The organism is Citrobacter freundii complex sp. CFNIH2 (assembly GCF_002880615.1).
Classification (GTDB): domain Bacteria; phylum Pseudomonadota; class Gammaproteobacteria; order Enterobacterales; family Enterobacteriaceae; genus Citrobacter_A; species Citrobacter_A amalonaticus_F.
The window spans coordinates 2943163-2961427 of sequence record NZ_CP025757.1; the positions used below are offsets into that span (position 1 = coordinate 2943163).

Genomic DNA, 18265 nt, shown 5'->3' on the forward strand with positions numbered 1-18265 from the left:
TTAACGTACCTTCAGCGTTGCCAGGCCAATCAGGACCAGCATCAGCGAAATAATCCAGAAGCGCACAATCACGCGCGGTTCCGGCCAGCCTTTCAGTTCATAGTGGTGATGAATCGGCGCCATGCGGAAGATACGCTGACCGCGCAGCTTGAAGGAACCGACCTGCAATATCACCGACAGGGTCTCCACCACAAATACCCCGCCCATGATCACCAGCAGGAACTCCTGACGCAGCAGCACGGCGATAATGCCAAGCGCGCCGCCCAGCGCCAGCGATCCGACGTCGCCCATGAAGACCTGCGCCGGATAGGTGTTAAACCACAGGAAGCCTAAGCCCGCGCCGACAATCGCCGTACAGACGATCACCAGTTCGCCGGCATGACGTAAGTACGGAATATGCAGATAGTTGGCAAAATTCATGTTACCGGTCGCCCACGCCACCAGCGCGAATCCCCCCGCGACGAAGACGGTTGGCATAATCGCCAGGCCATCCAGGCCGTCAGTCAGGTTCACCGCGTTGCCGGTGCCGACAATCACGAAATATGCCAGCAGAACGTAGAACAGCCCCAGTTGCGGCATGACGTCTTTAAAGAACGGCACCACCAGCTCTGTCGCCGGCGTGTCTTTCCCGGCGAGGTACAGTGCGAAAGCAACGCCCAGCGCAATGACCGACATCCAGAAGTATTTCCAGCGCGCAATCAGGCCTTTGGTGTCTTTGCGGACCACTTTGCGGTAGTCATCGACGAAGCCGATAATGCCGTAACCAATCAGCACCACCAACACGCACCAGACGTACGGGTTTGACGGATAGGCCCACAGCAGAACGGAAATAACGATCGCCGTCAGGATCATGATCCCGCCCATCGTCGGCGTGCCGCGCTTGCTGAAGTGGGACTCCGGACCATCGTTACGTACGACCTGGCCGAAAGAGAGTTTTTGCAGACGGGCGATCATGCGCGGGCCCATCCACAATGAGATGAACAGCGCGGTCAGCAGGCTGACAATGGCGCGAAACGTCAGATAGGAAAAGACGTTAAAGCCGGAATAATATTTGACCAAATGTTCGGCCAGCCAAACTAGCATGATCCTTTCTCCTGTAATGCGCGTACGACCTCTTCCATGGCGGCACTACGTGAACCCTTCACCAAAATGGTAATAATCTGTTGCTCTGCAATCAGTGCCTGCAGACGCGCGATCAGCGCGGGTTTATCCGCAAAATGTTCGCCGACGCCACTGGTATCGCTGATAGCCTTGCTCAGTTTCCCTGAACTCAATACGCAGTCGATGCCTGCCGCTTTCGCCGCCTCACCGACCTGCACGTGGCAGGCTTCGCTTTCTGCGCCCAACTCGGCCATATCGCCGACAACCAGCACACGGTAACCCGGCATTTCGGACAGCACCTGTACCGCGGCAGTCATTGACCCGACGTTGGCGTTATACGAATCATCGAGCAGCAGTTGGTTTTCCGCTAACTGGACAGGGAACAGACGCCCCGGTACCGCTTTTAAATTCGCCAGACCGGTTTTGATCGCCTCCAGCGTCGCGCCAACAGCCATCGACAGTGCCGCCGCCGCCAGTGCGTTGGCGATATTGTGACGCCCGGGCAACGGCAGCAGTACATCAATGCTTCCGCCAGGCGTTTGCAGTAAAAATTCGGTGCCATGTGACGTCACATGCACATTGGTGGCGGTGAAATCGCTGTTGGCGGCATTCGGTGAAAAGCGCCAGACTTTTCGATCGCCGATAATGCTTTGCCAGTTCAGCCAGTCATTGTTATCGGCGTTCATAATGGCAATGCCGTTTTCAGGCAGACCGGTAAAGATTTCGCCTTTCGCTTTCGCCACTCCCGCCAGCGAGCCGAAGCCTTCCAGATGCGCCGCCGCCAGGTTGTTGACCAGCGCCGCTTCCGGGCGCGTCAGGCCGACGGTCCAGGCGATTTCCCCCTGGTGGTTAGCGCCTAATTCAATCACCGCGTAGTCAACATCCGCGGTTAAACGCAGCAGCGTCATCGGTACACCGATATCGTTGTTAAGATTGCCTGCGGTATAGAGCGTGTTGCCACACTGGCTTAGCATCGCCGCCGCCATCTCTTTCACAGAGGTTTTACCGGACGAACCGGTTAATGCCACCACGCGCGCCGGAACCTGCGCGCGAACCCACGCAGCCAGTTCGCCGAAGGCCAGACGGGTGTCTTGCACAATCACCTGCGGCAAATCAACTGCCAGCGGACGGCTGACCAACAGCGCGCCTGCCCCGCCTTCTTTTGCCTGTTCGGCAAAATCGTGAGCATCAAAACGTTCGCCTTTGAGCGCCACAAACAGGCAGCCCGGCGTCAGCTTACGCGTATCGGTGGTGACGGCATCGAGGGACAGATCGTTCCCTTTCAGTTCGCCGCCGAGAATACCGGCGAGCTGGCTGAGCGTTACGCGAATCATGCGATCACCCCCAGCAGGCGCGCCGCGGTTACGCGGTCGGAATAGTCGAGACGCTGCGTACCGACAATCTGGTAATCCTCGTGGCCTTTACCCGCCACCAGCACTACATCGTTATCTTTCGCCTGCATAATGGCATTGGTCACCGCTTCGGCGCGGCCTTCCATCACTTTTGCCCGACCGGCATCCAGCATGCCTGCCAGAATGTCGTCGATAATGGCGCGCGGCTCTTCAGTACGCGGGTTGTCGTCCGTTACGACCACAACATCGGCGAACTCTTCGGCAATCGCCCCCATCAGCGGGCGCTTTCCTTTGTCACGATCGCCGCCGCAGCCAAAGACGCACCAGAGTTGCCCGGTGCAGTGCAGACGCGCCGCCTGCAGCGCTTTTTCCAGCGCATCAGGGGTATGGGCATAATCGACGACTACGGTGGTTTTACCCGGCGCGCTAAAGACTTCCATACGCCCGCAAACCGGTTGCAGACGCGCGGCGGTTTTCAGTAAGTCAGCCAGTGGATAGCCCAGCGCCAGCAGCGTGGCCAGCGCCAGCAGCAGATTGCTGACGTTAAACGCGCCCATCAGACGACTTTCAATCTCACCCTCGCCCCAGCTTGAGGCAAAGCGGATGGTCGCGCCGCTGTCGTGATAATTCACCTCAACGGCCTTCAGCCAACGGCCATGACAGTTAGGGTTGATATGATCTTCCATGGAGACGGCCACGGCATCCGGCAGATTCGCCAGCCAACGGCGACCGACTTCATCATCCGCGTTGATAATCGCCTGTCCACAATGGTGCGTAGAGAAAAGCAGCCATTTCGCGGCTTCGTAATGCTCCATGTCACCGTGATAATCCAGATGGTCACGGCTTAAATTGGTAAACACCGAAGCGGCAAATTTCAGCGCGGCGACGCGATGCTGCACCAGACCGTGGGAAGAGACTTCCATCGCGCATAAGGTCGCGCCCTGATCAACCAGTCCCGCCAGCACTTGCTGAACGTCTACCGCCGAGCCGGTGGTATTTTCCGTTGGGATCACTTTACCGAGCAGGCCGTTACCGACCGTGCCCATCACTGCGCTGGTTTCGCCGAGCAGTTGGCTCCACTGCGCCAGCAGTTGGGTCGTGGTGGTTTTACCGTTCGTGCCGGTGACGCCGACCAGACGCATGTTTTCAGATGGCTCGTGATAAAAGCGGCCCGCCAGCGCAGATAAACGCTCGTTAAGCTGGCTGAGATAGATAACCGGTACGCCGTGCATTTCACGCACTTCGCCGTCGGTTGCCTCGTCTTTCGCCTCTGCAATAATGGCAGCCACACCTTGCGCTATCGCCTGCGGGATATATCGACGCCCGTCCGCCTGATGACCCACCACTGCCACAAAGAGATCGCCCGACGCAGCCACACGGCTGTCGAGTGTCATCTCTCGCAGTTCTCGCGCAGGTAAACCTGATACCCACGGAGCAAGAAGGTCGCGCAAATTACGATCTGCCACCTGTTCCCTCGCCTTGATTAATTACGAATTCACTTTTTTCGCCCGTTGCCAGCGCATCCGGTTCGATGTTCATGGTGCGCAGAACGCCGCCCATGATGGCACCGAATACCGGCGCGGAAACGGCGCCGCCGTAGTATTTACCCGCCTGCGGATCGTTGATAACAACAACCAGCGCGAAGCGCGGCTGACTCGCAGGCGCAACGCCTGCGGTATAAGCAATGTATTTGTTGATATAGCGGCCATCCGGACCGACTTTCTTCGCGGTACCGGTTTTAATGGCGATACGATAACCTTTAATCGCCGCCTTCACCCCGCCGCCGCCAGGCAGCGCCACGCTTTCCATCATGTGCACAACGGTACGTACGGTCGATTCCGGGAAAATGCGCTCGCCGGGAACCGGGGGGTCAACTTTGGTAATCGACAGCGGACGATAAACGCCATAGCTGCCAATCGTTGCGTAGACTCGCGCTAACTGTAACGGGGTTACCATTAGCCCGTAGCCGAAAGAGAAGGTGGCCCTCTCTATGTCAGACCACCGTTGTTTTTGAGGATATAAGCCACTGCGTTCTCCGACCAACCCCAAATTGGTCGCCTTTCCTAGCCCAAAACGTGAGTAAGTATCTACTAACGCTGAGGACGGCATCGCTAACGCCAGCTTAGAAACACCGACGTTACTCGACTTCTGTAAAACCCCGGTCAGGGTCAATTCGCTGTAGCGCGCCACGTCTTTGATTTCGTGGCCGTTAATTCGGTAGGGCACGGTATTGAGCACGCTGTTTTCCCGCACCACACCACGCTGGAGCGCGGTCATCACCACCATCGGTTTGACGGTAGAACCCGGCTCGAAAACGTCGGTAATGGTACGGTTACGCATCGCGTCTTTTGGCGTGCCGCTCAGGTTGTTCGGGTTGTAGGACGGGCTGTTCGCCATTGCCAGCACTTCACCGGTGCTCACATCAACCAGCACCGCGCTCCCGGATTCCGCCTTGTTAAACGCCACCGCATTGTTCAGTTCGCGATACACCAACGCCTGCAGGCGTTCGTCAATGCTCAGCGCGAGGTTATGCGCTGCCTGGCTGTCGGTAGAAGAGATATCTTCAATGACGCGACCGTAGCGGTCTTTACGCACAATACGCTCGCCCGGTTGACCGGTGAGCCATTTGTCAAAACTCTTCTCAACGCCTTCAATCCCCTGGCTATCCACGTTGGTGAAACCAATGAGGTGAGCGGTCACTTCGCCGGAAGGATAGTAACGACGGGACTCTTCGCGCAGATAAATGCCCGGCAGCTTCAGTTTTTTGATGTAATCCGCCATATCCGGGTTTAACTGACGCGCCAGATAGATAAAACGCCCTTTTGGGTTAGCATTGATCCGGGCAGACAGTTGATCGAGGGGGATATTCAGAGCGGTGGAGAGCGCTCGCCAGCGGTCGCCAACGGTAATACCCCCGGCTTCATGCACCTCTTTCGGATCGGCCCAGATAGCTTTCACTGGCACGCTGACGGCCAGCGGACGGCCCGAACGGTCGGTGATCATACCGCGCGACGTTGCCACTTCCTGTACGCGCAGCGAACGCATGTCACCCTGACGGACCAGCATATCCGGCGCGATAATCTGCAGCCAGGCGACACGGCCCAGCAGGAAACCCAGCGCCAGTAAAATGCAGCCGCACAGCAACGCAAAACGCCAACTGATAAAGTTGGCCTGTTCTTCCTGACGTTTTGGTTTTAGCGTTTTTGCCGCTGCTTTCATGCGTCGCGTTTTTCCTTATTTTTGCACTACGATATTTTCTTGTGAGGGATCAACATGCTGCATTTGCAGCTTCTCCGTTGCGATCCGTTCCACCCGGCTATGATCGCCGAGCGCATTCTCCTCAAGGATCAGGTTGCGCCACTCGATATCCAGCGCATCGCGCTCCAGAACCAGTTGTTCGCGTTGCGCAGTCAGTAATCGTGTGTGGTGTGCGGTCGTGACCACCGTCACCGCCGTCACAATGATGCAAATGAACAGGCAGAGTGGCAGCTTCCCAAATCGCAAAAGATCGTCACCGATCACGCCAGGCAAAGCATGGCGCTCGTTGCTTCCAATCGATCCCTTAACTTTGCTGAGGGCCTCTGTCACTCTGCTGATCATGCGTTCGTCCTCTCTGCAATACGCAGAACTGAACTACGGGCACGAGGATTCTCTGCAACCTCTTCTTCACCCGGCATCAACTTGCCTAATGCTCTTAGCTCACGACCGCCCAGTTTTTTGAGCTGCTCTTCCGTCATCGGTAATCCGGCCGGAACCTGCGGACCGCGGCTTTGCTCACGCATAAAGCGTTTCACAATGCGGTCTTCCAGCGAGTGGAAACTGATGACAGAAAGCCGCCCACCCGGGGCCAGCACGCTGAGCGAGCTTTTTAGCGCCTGCTCTATCTCCTCCAGTTCACTGTTCACCCAGATGCGCACCGCCTGGAAGGTACGGGTCGCGGGATGTTTGAATTTGTCCTTCACCGGCGTTGCCGCCGCGACCACTTCCGCCAGTTCTTTAGTGCGGGTCATGGGCTGTTCGCGGTTGCGCTCAACGATGGCGCGGGCAATACGTTTGGCAAAACGCTCTTCGCCAAAGGTCTTCAGCACCCAGGCGATATCGGCTTCTTCTGCGGTTTGCAGCCATTCGGCAGCCGACTGGCCGCGAGTGGGATCCATGCGCATATCCAGCGGGCCATCACGCATGAAAGAGAAACCGCGCTCAGCGTCGTCAAGCTGCGGTGAAGAGACGCCAAGATCGAGAAGAATCCCGTCGATCTTGCCGGTCAGTTCGCGCTCGCCAACATAGTCAGCCAGCGCGGAGAAAGGTCCATGAATGATGGAGAAGCGAGGATCATTGATGGTCTGGGCGACGGCGATCGCCTGCGGATCGCGATCGATTGCCAGCAGACGTCCCTCTTCGCCAAGCTGCGAGAGAATGAGACGCGAGTGACCACCGCGACCAAATGTTCCATCAATGTAGATGCCATCAGGGCGAATATTCAGACCGTTTACGGCCTCGTCCAGCAGCACCGTGGTGTGTTTAAAATTTTCCATCATCTTATAGAGACAAGTCCTGCAGGCGCTCCGACAACGTCCCGGTCGCACTCTGCTCAGCGTCGATATCTTCCTTGACCTGTTGATACCAGGTCGTTTCATCCCACAGTTCAAATTTGTTGAACTGTCCAACCAGCATCACTTCTTTTGTCAGCCCGGCATGTTGCCGCAGGACAGGCGCCACCAGTAATCGCCCGGCACTGTCCATCTGACATTCGCTGGCATGCCCCAACAGTAAACGCTGCACGCGGCGCTCTACCGGGTTCATGCTCGACAGACGCGATAATTTTTGCTCGATAATTTCCCATTCAGGCAGGGGGTAAAGCAGCAGGCACGGGTGATGGATGTCAATGGTACAAACCATTTGACCGGTAGCGCTCTCGATCAGTTGATCCCGGTAACGGGTAGGCACAGATAAGCGCCCTTTACTGTCGAGATTGACTAACGTTGCTCCCCGGAACATGCCAGTCTCCCCCCTCATTACCACTTTGCCCCACAAATTCCCACTCAAAGGAGTTTACGGAGCGGAGGAAAAGCTTGTCAAGCGAGTCACAACGCTTACCTGAGTAAAAAACCCAATGTTTACGGCTAATATCAGCGTTGATTAAATTCCGTCCAACGAACGAAGCAAATTAACGTCATGAATATTTGTAAGAAAAAAATCCCAAAACTCATCACCGTTTTAAAACGAACAATTATTCTCAGAAGGGAATATAAAGTGTCAGTTTGCGACGCGAGCGGCATTTTAGGACATATTGCATCATGAATACAGTCCCTGTTTATGGCTGCTAACACCGCGCACCGACAAGCCCGCCGAGACATTCGCGCTCCGGCGACAAAAAGTGTTTGTTAATTCGGCAATTCACGACAAGCATGTAACAAAATAATACAACTCTAACCTGCCGTTACGTCTCAATAACCTGAAATCGGCTCTGTTTCGTTTAAATACGGATTATTTCGGTAAAGTTGAGAAAACTTTAAGGAATAATCTTAATTATGGTGAGGGTATTGTGGAGAGGAGATCGTTAAGTTGCGCCAGAAAAATTGTCTTCTGGCGCAGAATTCAGAAATTGACTAGCTGCGGCTTAATACGCCCCGACGGTAGAGGTTACGTTTAATGCGCGTTAAACCGGGTTTTGGTTTACGCGGCTCATCCAGACTCGCCAGGACAATTTCCAGCACGCGCTCTGCAACATCACGATGGCGCTGCGCCACGGCCAGAACCGGGCACTGCAAGAAATCCAGCAGTTCGTTGTCGCCAAAGGTCGCAATCGCCAGATCGGAAGGCAGCTTACCATCACGGCGCAGCGTCACATCCATCACCCCCTGCAACAGGGCGAATGAGGTGGTAAACAGCGCCTGCGGCATCGGATGCGTCTCCAGCCATTTTTCAAATAGCTGTGCCGCCGCATCACGCTCATAGCTGTTGGCATACAGAAAATTCACTTCACGCGGATCGTCTTTCCAGGCGGCACGGAAACCCTGCTCGCGCAGGAAGCTGACGGACAACTCCGGCAGCGCGCCCAGATAAAGCACAGTGTCAGCCGGGAACTTACGCAACTCTCCGGCCAGCATTTCGGCATCGTCCTGATCGGCGCCCACGACGCTGGTAAAATGTTCACGATCTAATGCACGATCCAGCGCCACAATTGGGAAAGTATCATTGGCCCAGCGTTGATAGAACGGGTGTTCCGGCGGCAACGATGTGGAGACAATGATCGCATCAACCTGGCGCTGTAAGAGATGTTCAATGCAGCGCATTTCGTTATCAGGCTGATCTTCCGAACAGGCAATCAGCAGTTGATAACCACGCTGGCGCGCCTGGCGTTCAAGATAATTCGCAATGCGGGTATAGCTCGTGTTCTCCAGATCCGGGATCACCAGACCGATAGAACGTGTGCGTCCAGCACGTAGCCCGGCAGCCACAGCATTCGGGTGGTAATTATGCTCACGCACCACCGCCATGACTTTTTCGACAGTCTTGTCGCTCACGCGGTATTGCTTTGCTTTTCCGTTAATTACGTAGCTTGCAGTCGTTCGCGATACACCAGCCAGCCGAGCGATTTCATCCAGTTTCACAATTGCCCCTTGCGTAAAATGTACAAACCATAACCATTGTAACGGCATGGGTTAAAATCGGTAACATCTAAGCGCAGAATAGTTACTGCGGCAACCGCTTTTATTCCGGGTTACCACGGATTTCGCAAAAAAATGCCCAACGGAGGAAGTTGGGCATATGAATTAACGAACAGAGAATGATTAGCGCATTATTTTGTCGCCGCGCGATAGCCCCACCACACCGGAACGCGCAACCTCAACGATTTTCGCCACTTCGCGCAACGTTGCCAGAAAAGCGTCCAGCTTATCGCTGGTCCCCGCCAGTTGAACGGTATAGAGGTTTGGCGTGACATCAATAATCTGCCCACGAAAAATCTCCGTGTTGCGTTTCACCTCTTCCCGACCATAGCCGCTGGCCTGAATCTTCACGAGCATGATTTCGCGCTCGACGTGCGCGCCATGCCCGAGTTCGCTGACCCGCAGCACATCTACCAGCTTGTGCAGTTGCTTTTCAATCTGCTCCAGCACTTTCTCGTCGCCCACCGTCTGGATGGTCATGCGAGAAAGCGTCGGATCGTCCGTCGGCGCGACGGTCAGGCTCTCAATGTTGTAACCCCGCTGAGCAAAAAGGCCGATCACGCGCGACAGCGCACCGGATTCGTTCTCCAGCAGTACTGATAATATCCGGCGCATAATCAGGTCCTCTCCGTTTTACTTAACCACATTTCATCCATCCCGCCGCCGCGAATCTGCATCGGGTAGACGTGTTCGCTGCCATCGACGGTAACATCAACAAACACCAGACGACCGTTTTTCACTTGCGCCAGCGCTTCACTCAATTGACTTTCCAGTTCATCAGGACGAGAGATCTGAATGCCGACATGTCCGTAGGCTTCCGCCAGGCGAACAAAATCAGGCAGCGACTGCATATACGATTGAGAGTGACGACCCGAGTAGATCATGTCCTGCCACTGCTTGACCATGCCCAGATAACGGTTGTTCAGGTTTAGCACCAGCACCGGCAGTTTATACTGCAGCGCAGTCGACAACTCCTGAATGTTCATCTGAATACTGCCGTCACCCGTCACGCAGACCACCGTTTCCTCCGGCAACGCCATCTTCACTCCCAGGGCCGCAGGCAAACCGAAGCCCATCGTGCCGAGACCACCAGAGTTGATCCAACGGCGCGGTTTATCGAAGGGGTAATAAAGCGCGGCAAACATTTGATGTTGACCCACATCCGAGGTCACATACGCATCGCCATTAGTCAGGCGCCAAATCGCCTCGATAACCGCCTGTGGCTTGATACTTTCGCTGTGCATGTCATATTTCAGGCACTGACGCGCACGCCAGCGTTCAATCTGTTGCCACCAGTCACGAATATCATCCAGCGGCTGCTGGGCGGATTCCTGCGGCAATAATTCCAGCAACTGCTCCAGCACCTGGCGCGCATCACCCACAATCGGGATATCCGCAGTCACCGTTTTAGAGATTGAAGTCGGGTCGATATCAATGTGCAGCACCGTTGCATTCGGGCAATACTTGGCCAGATTATTCGTCGTGCGATCGTCAAAACGTACCCCAACGGCAAAAATCACATCGGCGTTATGCATCGTCATGTTGGCTTCATAGGTACCGTGCATGCCCAGCATCCCGAGCGACTGACGGTGCGTTGCGGGAAATGCCCCGAGTCCCATCAGCGAAGAGACCACCGGCAGGTTGAGCGCTTCGATGGTCTGATGCAGTTGCTCATAGCACCCCGCCGTTACCGCCCCACCGCCGACATAGACAACCGGTTTTTTTGCCGCCACCAGCGTTTGCAGGGCGCGCTTAATCTGTCCTTTATGGCCCGCAGTGGTGGGGTTATACGACCGCATGCTGACCGACTCAGGCCAGGAGTAAGGCAGTTTTTTGCCAGGATTGAGAATATCCTTCGGCAAATCCACCACCACCGGTCCCGGACGACCGCTCGCCGCCAGCCAGAAGGCTTTTTTCAGCACCTGCGGAATATCTTCCGTTTGCTTCACCAGAAAACTGTGTTTCACGACCGGGCGAGAGATCCCCACCATGTCGCACTCCTGAAAGGCGTCGTAGCCAATCAGCGAGGTCGCGACCTGACCTGAAAGAATCACTAACGGAATAGAATCCATATACGCCGTCGCGATTCCAGTAATCGCATTGGTGGCACCCGGACCGGAAGTCACCAGCACCACGCCCACTTCCCCTGTTGCCCGCGCCAGGCCATCGGCCATATGCACGGCAGCCTGTTCATGGCGGACGAGCACGTGATCGATCCCACCGACCGTATGCAACGCATCATAAATATCGAGGACTGCGCCCCCGGGATAACCGAATACCTGCTTAACGCCCTGATCGATAAGCGATCGGACGACCATTTCGGCTCCAGACAACATCTCCATGGCTTGCCTCACTGAATGACGATTAATGATGTGTAAAACACCTTAACCGCTCCCCTGGATGCAGGCAATTCTGAGAAAGGGGCAAATGCGCCGGGAAATAAGCATAAACGAGAGGAAAGTGACGGAGAAACGGCGAATTAAACTAAATTTTTCTCAGGTATTGATAATTAATCGGCTGAAAATGGGCACATACAGCGAATCATCAATTTTTTCGCGGATAGAAAAAAGAATGACCAATTCAATTCAGGACAAAATGCCAGTAAATAAAACGTAGACAGGATAAACCGGATGTTTCACCCGGTTTATCTCATTCGCGCCTAACGTGTGCAGACGGACGCTAACAACTCTTCCATCCACTGATGCCCTTTATCCCGACCGGCAGCTTCATGCCATGAAAGATAACAGGTTCTGCTATTCAGTTTTAAAGGCAGCGGTAATATCTGGAGATCCAGAGAGGTAGAGAACTCTTCAGCTAACCAGCGTGGCGCAATCGCCACCAGATGCGTTTGCGAAACAACATTAAGAACACTGATTAATGCCATCCCCTGATAGGCCACACAAGATTGTGAGTCAGCCGTGTCATACCAGGGTTGACTGAATGAGTCAAAACGGTCCAGTGCAACAACAGCATGTTGTTCATTATAAACCTCGCTTTCCAGCAGAGGTCCATTAATACGAGGATGTTTACGACTGGCGACCAGCACCATTTCATCATTAAACAATGGAATACTCGTAAATTCAGGACGACGGAATTCTTCATAACTAATAACGAACTCTGTTTCCTGATAACGTAATTGGTGTTCAGTGTCTTTATTTAAGGATGACTTAAATACAACATGAATATTAGGTGCGATTTTTTCTACACGATTATAAATTAAAGAGGTCAGGGTATTATCCAGCGGACTGCAAACGCAAAGATGGAACATGCGCTCGCTGCTACCGGGTTCAAAACCGGAACCAGGCAGTTCATTCTGAACCAATTGCAGCGCCTGACGGACGGAACCGAAGAGCTGGAAAGCCCGCGCAGTGGGCTGGATCCCACGGCCGTAGCGCACAAAAAGCTCATCATTAAACATCACTTTAAGACGCGCCACGGCGTTGCTTACGGCTGGCTGCGACATCCCGAGGGCATGCGCGGCACGGGTAATATTCTGCTCCTGCATTACCGCATCAAATACAGTCAATAGATTAAGATCAACCATACGAAGTTGCGGTTTATCCATCTCTAAATGATGGGAATTGGGTTTATCAACGGTTACTTCTGGCATAGTTAACTCCACTGTCACGCTTAACTCCCTTTTTTCTTGCCGGAATGCAGAGAAATAATCTCAGAAAATATGATTTACCATGCATATAAAATAAGAAAAAGGGTAGAGATTAAATTTAGGAAAACATAAAGGTGCGGGAAGAACATCGCAAAAACCCCGCATCAGCACGATGTGGAATCCTTCACAGCACAGTAAATCATAATTTTTAATGACAGGAGCAATATAAACATAAGCGACGCCAATAAACAATCATACGCTTCATGAATAAAAAACTTGGATTCAATTAAATGTTTATATTACTTACGCGTTAATTCTTAACATTAACTTATCAATAAGCCTATTTCCTGAAATTATAAATTAATTATTAATCATAATAATACCTTCAAAATCATACAGATAACAAATCCATTGTCGTCTGTTCTTGTCAAAACGCCATCGGTTCATTTGAAAATAAACATGCTCAAATATGTCAAACGATGAAAAGTGTAAGCCCTCCACCGTTTTTTCATCGGCAATAATAGAAAAAGTTCAGCACAATTAGCTAAATAAGCCCCTCCCTTTTCTTCTGCCTGGGGCGGTGTTTTCGGCGGTGGGGTTGACATCAGTCATCGTATCCAGTACCACTAAAAGCATATCGCATTCGCCTGGAGTTGATTTAATGATTCGTATCGCTCGCTTTAACGGTCTACTACTACTAAACGCATCTTCGTTGCGCGGTAGACTGGTGAGCGGCATTCAGCATTAAGTCGTATCCAGTAAGATAAAAAACCCGCGCCGTTGCGCGGGTTTTTTTATGCTCGAAGCAAGGCGCCCTAAAGACTAAGGACCTAAAACATGAGCCAGCAAGTCACTATTTTCGATACCACTTTACGCGACGGTGAACAGGCGTTACAGGCAAGCCTGAGTGTGAAAGAGAAGCTGCAGATTGCGCTGGCCCTTGAGCGTATGGGTGTTGACGTGATGGAAGTCGGCTTCCCGGTCTCCTCTCCTGGCGACTTCGAATCCGTACAAACCATCGCTCGTCAGGTCAAGAACAGCCGGGTTTGCGCATTAGCCCGCTGTGTGGAAAAAGATATCGACGTCGCGGCTGAGTCGCTGAAGGTTGCCGAAGCCTTCCGTATTCATACCTTTATCGCCACCTCGCCGATGCATATCGCCACCAAGCTGCGCAGCACGCTGGACGAGGTGATTGAGCGCGCGGTCTATATGGTAAAACGCGCACGTAATTACACCGACGATGTTGAATTCTCTTGTGAAGATGCAGGCCGTACGCCTATCGCCGATCTGTCCCGCGTTGTGGAAGCCGCCATTAATGCTGGCGCCAAGACCATCAACATCCCGGACACCGTCGGCTACACCATGCCCTTCGAGTTCGCCGGCATTATCTCCGGTCTGTATGAGCGCGTACCAAACATCGATAAAGCGATCATTTCCGTCCACACCCATGACGACTTAGGTCTGGGCGTCGGCAACGCGCTGGCGGCGGTTCACGCTGGCGCACGTCAGGTAGAAGGGGCGATGAACGGAATTGGCGAGCGTGCCGGTAACTGCTCGCTGGAAGAGGTGATCATGGCGATTAAAGTTCGCCAGGACATCCTGAACGTCAACACCCGTATTAACCATCAGGAGATCTGGCGTACCAGCCAGTTGGTCAGCCAGATCTGCAACATGCCAATCCCGGCGAACAAAGCGATTGTCGGCAGCGGCGCGTTTGCCCACTCCTCCGGGATCCACCAGGACGGCGTGCTGAAGAACCGCGAAAACTACGAAATCATGACGCCGGAATCCATCGGTCTGAATCAGGTGCAACTGAACCTGACCTCCCGTTCCGGGCGCGCAGCGGTAAAACACCGTATGGATGAGATGGGTTATAAAGAGAGTGAATACAGCCTGGACAATCTGTACGACGCCTTCCTGAAGCTGGCCGACAAGAAAGGTCAGGTGTTTGATTACGATCTGGAAGCGCTGGCGTTTATTGGCAAGCAACAGGAAGAGCCTGAGCACTTCCGCCTGGATTATTTCAGCGTCCAGTCTGGCTCTAACGATATCGCCACTGCCTCCGTCAAGCTGGCCTGCGGCAGCGACGTGAAAGCCGAAGCGGCTAACGGCAACGGCCCGGTCGATGCCATTTACCAGGCGATCAACCGCATTACCGATTACGACATTGAGCTGGTGAAATACAGCCTGTCCGCTAAAGGACACGGCAAAGATGCACTGGGTCAGGTCGATATCGTCGCCAACTATAACGGGCGTCGTTTCCACGGCGTCGGTCTGGCGACAGACATTGTTGAATCTTCCGCGAAAGCGATGGTGCACGTGCTGAACAACATCTGGCGTGCGGCAGAAGTCGAAAAAGAGTTGCAACGTAAAGCTCAGAACAACGAGAACAACAAGGAAACCGTGTGATGTCGAAGAATTACCATATTGCTGTTTTGCCGGGCGACGGTATTGGTCCGGAAGTGATGACGCAAGCCCTGAAAGTCCTGGACGCTATTCGCCATCGTTTTGAGATGCGCATTACCACCAGTCATTATGATGTCGGCGGCGCGGCGATCGACAACCACGGTCAACCGCTGCCGAAGGCGACGGTAGAAGGCTGCGAACAGGCCGACGCCGTTCTGTTTGGCTCCGTCGGCGGCCCGAAATGGGAACATCTGCCACCGGACAGCCAGCCGGAACGCGGCGCGCTGCTGCCGCTGCGTAAGCACTTCAAACTGTTCAGTAATCTGCGTCCGGCAAAATTGTATCAGGGACTGGAAGCCTTCTGCCCTCTGCGCGCCGACATCGCCGCGAATGGATTCGACATTTTGTGCGTCCGTGAACTGACCGGTGGGATCTACTTCGGTCAGCCAAAAGGTCGCGAAGGCAGCGGCCAGTATGAAAAAGCGTTCGATACCGAGGTCTATCACCGCTTTGAAATTGAACGTATCGCGCGCATTGCGTTTGAATCTGCGCGTAAACGCCGCCGTAAAGTGACCTCTATCGACAAAGCTAACGTTCTGCAAACCTCTATTTTGTGGCGCGAAATCGTCAATGAAATTGCCAAAGAATATCCGGACGTTGAGCTGGCGCACATGTACATCGACAACGCCACCATGCAGTTGATTAAAGACCCGTCCCAGTTTGACGTGCTGCTGTGCTCCAACCTGTTTGGCGACATTCTGTCTGACGAATGCGCGATGATCACCGGCTCAATGGGCATGCTGCCCTCCGCCAGTCTGAACGAGCAGGGCTTTGGTCTGTATGAACCGGCGGGCGGCTCCGCGCCGGATATTGCCGGCAAGAATATCGCTAACCCGATTGCGCAAATTTTGTCGCTGGCGCTGCTGCTGCGCTACAGCCTGGATGCCGATGACGCGGCATCCGCCATTGAACGTGCGGTTAACCGCGCATTAGAAGAAGGTATCCGCACCGGTGATTTAGCCCGTGGCGCAGCTGCCGTTGGTACCGATGAGATGGGCGACATCATTGCTCGTTATGTCGCACAAGGGGTGTAATCATGGCTAAAACGTTATACGAAAAATTGTTTGATGCGCACGTCGTCTATGAAGCGCAAAACGAAACCCCGCTGCTGTACATCGACCGACATCTGGTACATGAAGTGACCTCTCCGCAGGCGTTCGACGGCCTGCGTGCGCATGGTCGTCCGGTTCGCCAGCCGGGCAAAACCTTTGCCACGATGGATCACAACGTCTCCACGCAGACCAAAGATATCAATGCGTCCGGCGAGATGGCGCGTATCCAGATGCAGGAACTGATTAAGAACTGCAATGAATTCGGCGTTGAGCTGTACGATCTGAACCACCCGTATCAGGGCATCGTTCACGTGATGGGGCCGGAACAAGGCGTCACCCTGCCGGGAATGACCATCGTCTGCGGCGACTCGCATACCGCGACCCACGGCGCCTTTGGCGCGCTGGCGTTCGGTATCGGCACCTCCGAAGTCGAGCACGTGCTGGCAACCCAGACCCTGAAGCAGGGTCGCGCCAAAACCATGAAGATTGAAGTCAACGGCAACGCCGCGCCGGGGATCACTGCGAAAGATATCGTGCTGGCGATTATCGGTAAAACCGGTAGCGCCGGCGGTACCGGCCACGTCGTTGAATTTTGCGGCGATGCCATTCGTGCTCTGAGCATGGAAGGCCGCATGACTCTGTGCAACATGGCGATTGAAATGGGCGCCAAAGCCGGATTAGTCGCCCCGGATGAAACCACCTTTAACTACGTCAAAGGTCGTCTGCACGCGCCGAAAGGTAAAGATTTTGATGACGCAGTCGCGTACTGGAAAACGTTGCAAACCGACGCCGACGCGCGCTTTGATACGGTTGTCACCTTACAAGCTGAAGAGATTGCCCCGCAGGTAACCTGGGGAACCAACCCGGGCCAGGTGATCTCTGTGACGGACAACATTCCCGACCCGGCGTCGTTTACCGATCCGGTTGAGCGCGCCAGCGCCGAAAAAGCACTGGCCTATATGGGTCTGAAACCGGGTGTGCCGTTAATGGAAGTGGCGATCGATAAAGTGTTCATCGGCTCGTGCACCAACTCGCGTATTGAAGATTTGCGCGCTGCCGCAGAGGTCGCCAAAGGTCGTAAAGTCGCGCCGGGCGTCCAGGCGCTGGTGGTTCCAGGCTCTGGTCCGGTGAAAGCGCAAGCAGAAGCGGAAGGGCTGGATAAGATCTTTATCGAAGCCGGTTTCGAGTGGCGTCTGCCGGGTTGCTCCATGTGTCTGGCCATGAACAATGACCGTCTGAATCCGGGCGAACGCTGCGCGTCGACCAGCAACCGTAACTTCGAAGGGCGTCAGGGGCGCGGTGGTCGTACCCATCTGGTCAGCCCGGCGATGGCCGCCGCCGCCGCCGTTACCGGTCATTTTGCCGACATTCGCCGCATCAAATAAGGAGACTCCCATGGCAGAGAAATTTACCCAACATACAGGCCTGGTTGTCCCGCTGGATGCCGCCAACGTCGATACCGACGCGATCATTCCTAAGCAGTTTTTGCAAAAGGTCACCCGCACCGGTTTTGGCGCCCACCTGTTCAATGACTGGCGTTTTCTGGATGAAAAAGGCCAGCAGCCGAATCCAGAATTCGTCCTGAACTTCCCGGAATACCAGGGGGCCTCGATTCTGCTGGCTCGTGAAAACTTCGGCTGCGGCTCTTCCCGTGAGCACGCGCCGTGGGCGTTGACGGATTACGGCTTTAAAGTGGTGATTGCGCCGAGCTTCGCGGACATTTTCTACGGCAACAGCTTTAACAACCAACTGCTGCCAGTGAAATTAAGCGACGAACAGGTCGATGAGCTGTTCAACCTGGTCAAAGCCAATCCGGGGATTACATTTGAAGTGGACCTGGTAGCGCAGGTAGTGAAAGCAGGCGATAAGTCTTACAGCTTTAAGATCGACGACTTCCGCCGCCACTGCATGCTGAACGGTCTGGACAGCATCGGGCTGACGCTGCAGCACGAAGCCGCCATCACCGAGTACGAAGACAAGCAGCCCGCGTTTATGCGCTAAGCCCGCAATACCGGA

16 protein-coding genes are annotated in these 18265 nt (G+C 54.3%); 5 read left to right on the forward strand and 11 right to left on the reverse strand.

Features of this window, described 5'->3' with window-relative positions:
* The 11 genes from mraY to leuO form a co-directional block, all read right to left on the reverse strand.
* Complete coding sequence (gene mraY / locus WM46_RS14395; protein ID WP_042997938.1) at nucleotides 1-1083, reverse strand: phospho-N-acetylmuramoyl-pentapeptide-transferase; 1083 nt, start codon at nucleotides 1081-1083, stop codon at nucleotides 1-3.
* The gene (gene murF, locus WM46_RS14400) at nucleotides 1077-2435 is read right to left on the reverse strand and encodes a UDP-N-acetylmuramoyl-tripeptide--D-alanyl-D-alanine ligase (protein ID WP_102602617.1); all 1359 of its coding nucleotides are present in this window, start codon (nucleotides 2433-2435) and stop codon (nucleotides 1077-1079) included. The genes mraY and murF overlap by 7 nt, the downstream gene beginning before the upstream one ends.
* Complete coding sequence (gene murE / locus WM46_RS14405; RefSeq protein ID WP_102602618.1) at nucleotides 2432-3919, reverse strand: UDP-N-acetylmuramoyl-L-alanyl-D-glutamate--2,6-diaminopimelate ligase; 1488 nt, start codon at nucleotides 3917-3919, stop codon at nucleotides 2432-2434. The genes murF and murE overlap by 4 nt, the downstream gene beginning before the upstream one ends.
* Nucleotides 3906-5672, reverse strand: a complete 1767-nt coding sequence (gene ftsI, locus WM46_RS14410; protein ID WP_042997941.1) for a peptidoglycan glycosyltransferase FtsI — start codon at nucleotides 5670-5672, stop codon at nucleotides 3906-3908. Before ftsI ends, murE begins: the two co-directional genes overlap by 14 nt.
* A gap of 15 nt (nucleotides 5673-5687) precedes the next feature.
* The gene (gene ftsL, locus WM46_RS14415; RefSeq protein WP_012904474.1) at nucleotides 5688-6053 is read right to left on the reverse strand and encodes a cell division protein FtsL; all 366 of its coding nucleotides are present in this window, start codon (nucleotides 6051-6053) and stop codon (nucleotides 5688-5690) included.
* Nucleotides 6050-6991, reverse strand: a complete 942-nt coding sequence (rsmH, locus tag WM46_RS14420) for a 16S rRNA (cytosine(1402)-N(4))-methyltransferase RsmH (protein WP_044255494.1) — start codon at nucleotides 6989-6991, stop codon at nucleotides 6050-6052. Before rsmH ends, ftsL begins: the two co-directional genes overlap by 4 nt.
* Before the next feature lies 1 nt (nucleotide 6992).
* The gene (gene mraZ, locus WM46_RS14425) at nucleotides 6993-7451 is read right to left on the reverse strand and encodes a division/cell wall cluster transcriptional repressor MraZ (protein WP_044255498.1); all 459 of its coding nucleotides are present in this window, start codon (nucleotides 7449-7451) and stop codon (nucleotides 6993-6995) included.
* Between the two features lie 611 nt (nucleotides 7452-8062).
* Nucleotides 8063-9067 carry a catabolite repressor/activator gene (gene cra, locus WM46_RS14430; protein ID WP_061076417.1) on the reverse strand — a complete coding sequence of 335 codons (1005 nt, stop codon included), beginning with the start codon at nucleotides 9065-9067 and terminating at the stop codon, nucleotides 8063-8065.
* 180 nt (nucleotides 9068-9247) lie between these two features.
* Complete coding sequence (gene ilvN, locus WM46_RS14435) at nucleotides 9248-9739, reverse strand: acetolactate synthase small subunit (RefSeq protein WP_042997945.1); 492 nt, start codon at nucleotides 9737-9739, stop codon at nucleotides 9248-9250.
* A 2-nt stretch (nucleotides 9740-9741) separates the two neighbouring features.
* On the reverse strand, nucleotides 9742-11466 hold the full coding sequence (gene ilvI, locus WM46_RS14440; RefSeq protein ID WP_102602619.1) for an acetolactate synthase 3 large subunit: 1725 nt from the start codon (nucleotides 11464-11466) through the stop codon (nucleotides 9742-9744).
* A gap of 317 nt (nucleotides 11467-11783) precedes the next feature.
* Nucleotides 11784-12734: a transcriptional regulator LeuO gene (gene leuO, locus WM46_RS14445; RefSeq protein WP_102602620.1), complete on the reverse strand. Its 951-nt coding sequence runs from the start codon at nucleotides 12732-12734 to the stop codon at nucleotides 11784-11786.
* 658 nt (nucleotides 12735-13392) lie between these two features.
* Between leuO and leuL the strand changes: the two genes are divergently transcribed.
* From leuL to leuD, 5 genes are all read left to right on the forward strand, one after another.
* Entirely contained in the window at nucleotides 13393-13479 is an 87-nt protein-coding gene (gene leuL / locus WM46_RS14450; RefSeq protein ID WP_042323878.1) for a leu operon leader peptide, read from the forward strand.
* An 89-nt stretch (nucleotides 13480-13568) separates the two neighbouring features.
* Nucleotides 13569-15140 carry a 2-isopropylmalate synthase gene (leuA, locus tag WM46_RS14455; RefSeq protein WP_102602621.1) on the forward strand — a complete coding sequence of 524 codons (1572 nt, stop codon included), beginning with the start codon at nucleotides 13569-13571 and terminating at the stop codon, nucleotides 15138-15140.
* Nucleotides 15140-16231 carry a 3-isopropylmalate dehydrogenase gene (gene leuB, locus WM46_RS14460; protein ID WP_061076412.1) on the forward strand — a complete coding sequence of 364 codons (1092 nt, stop codon included), beginning with the start codon at nucleotides 15140-15142 and terminating at the stop codon, nucleotides 16229-16231. The genes leuA and leuB overlap by 1 nt, the downstream gene beginning before the upstream one ends.
* Before the next feature lie 2 nt (nucleotides 16232-16233).
* The gene (leuC, locus tag WM46_RS14465) at nucleotides 16234-17634 is read left to right on the forward strand and encodes a 3-isopropylmalate dehydratase large subunit (protein ID WP_102602622.1); all 1401 of its coding nucleotides are present in this window, start codon (nucleotides 16234-16236) and stop codon (nucleotides 17632-17634) included.
* Between the two features lie 10 nt (nucleotides 17635-17644).
* Complete coding sequence (gene leuD, locus WM46_RS14470) at nucleotides 17645-18250, forward strand: 3-isopropylmalate dehydratase small subunit (RefSeq protein ID WP_102602623.1); 606 nt, start codon at nucleotides 17645-17647, stop codon at nucleotides 18248-18250.
* Nucleotides 18251-18265 lie beyond the last annotated feature (15 nt).

Coding starts and splice junctions, on each gene's coding strand:
- murF (WP_102602617.1), bottom strand. CDS start 2,435: ATGATTCGCGTAACGCTCAGCCAGCTCGCCGGTATTCTCGGCGGCGAA.
- ftsI (WP_042997941.1), bottom strand. CDS start 5,672: ATGAAAGCAGCGGCAAAAACGCTAAAACCAAAACGTCAGGAAGAACAG.
- mraY (WP_042997938.1), bottom strand. CDS start 1,083: ATGCTAGTTTGGCTGGCCGAACATTTGGTCAAATATTATTCCGGCTTT.
- leuD (WP_102602623.1), top strand. CDS start 17,645: ATGGCAGAGAAATTTACCCAACATACAGGCCTGGTTGTCCCGCTGGAT.
- leuL (WP_042323878.1), top strand. CDS start 13,393: ATGATTCGTATCGCTCGCTTTAACGGTCTACTACTACTAAACGCATCT.
- ilvN (WP_042997945.1), bottom strand. CDS start 9,739: ATGCGCCGGATATTATCAGTACTGCTGGAGAACGAATCCGGTGCGCTG.
- ftsL (WP_012904474.1), bottom strand. CDS start 6,053: ATGATCAGCAGAGTGACAGAGGCCCTCAGCAAAGTTAAGGGATCGATT.
- mraZ (WP_044255498.1), bottom strand. CDS start 7,451: ATGTTCCGGGGAGCAACGTTAGTCAATCTCGACAGTAAAGGGCGCTTA.
- leuO (WP_102602620.1), bottom strand. CDS start 12,734: ATGCCAGAAGTAACCGTTGATAAACCCAATTCCCATCATTTAGAGATG.
- rsmH (WP_044255494.1), bottom strand. CDS start 6,991: ATGATGGAAAATTTTAAACACACCACGGTGCTGCTGGACGAGGCCGTA.
- leuA (WP_102602621.1), top strand. CDS start 13,569: ATGAGCCAGCAAGTCACTATTTTCGATACCACTTTACGCGACGGTGAA.
- leuB (WP_061076412.1), top strand. CDS start 15,140: ATGTCGAAGAATTACCATATTGCTGTTTTGCCGGGCGACGGTATTGGT.
- leuC (WP_102602622.1), top strand. CDS start 16,234: ATGGCTAAAACGTTATACGAAAAATTGTTTGATGCGCACGTCGTCTAT.
- ilvI (WP_102602619.1), bottom strand. CDS start 11,466: ATGGAGATGTTGTCTGGAGCCGAAATGGTCGTCCGATCGCTTATCGAT.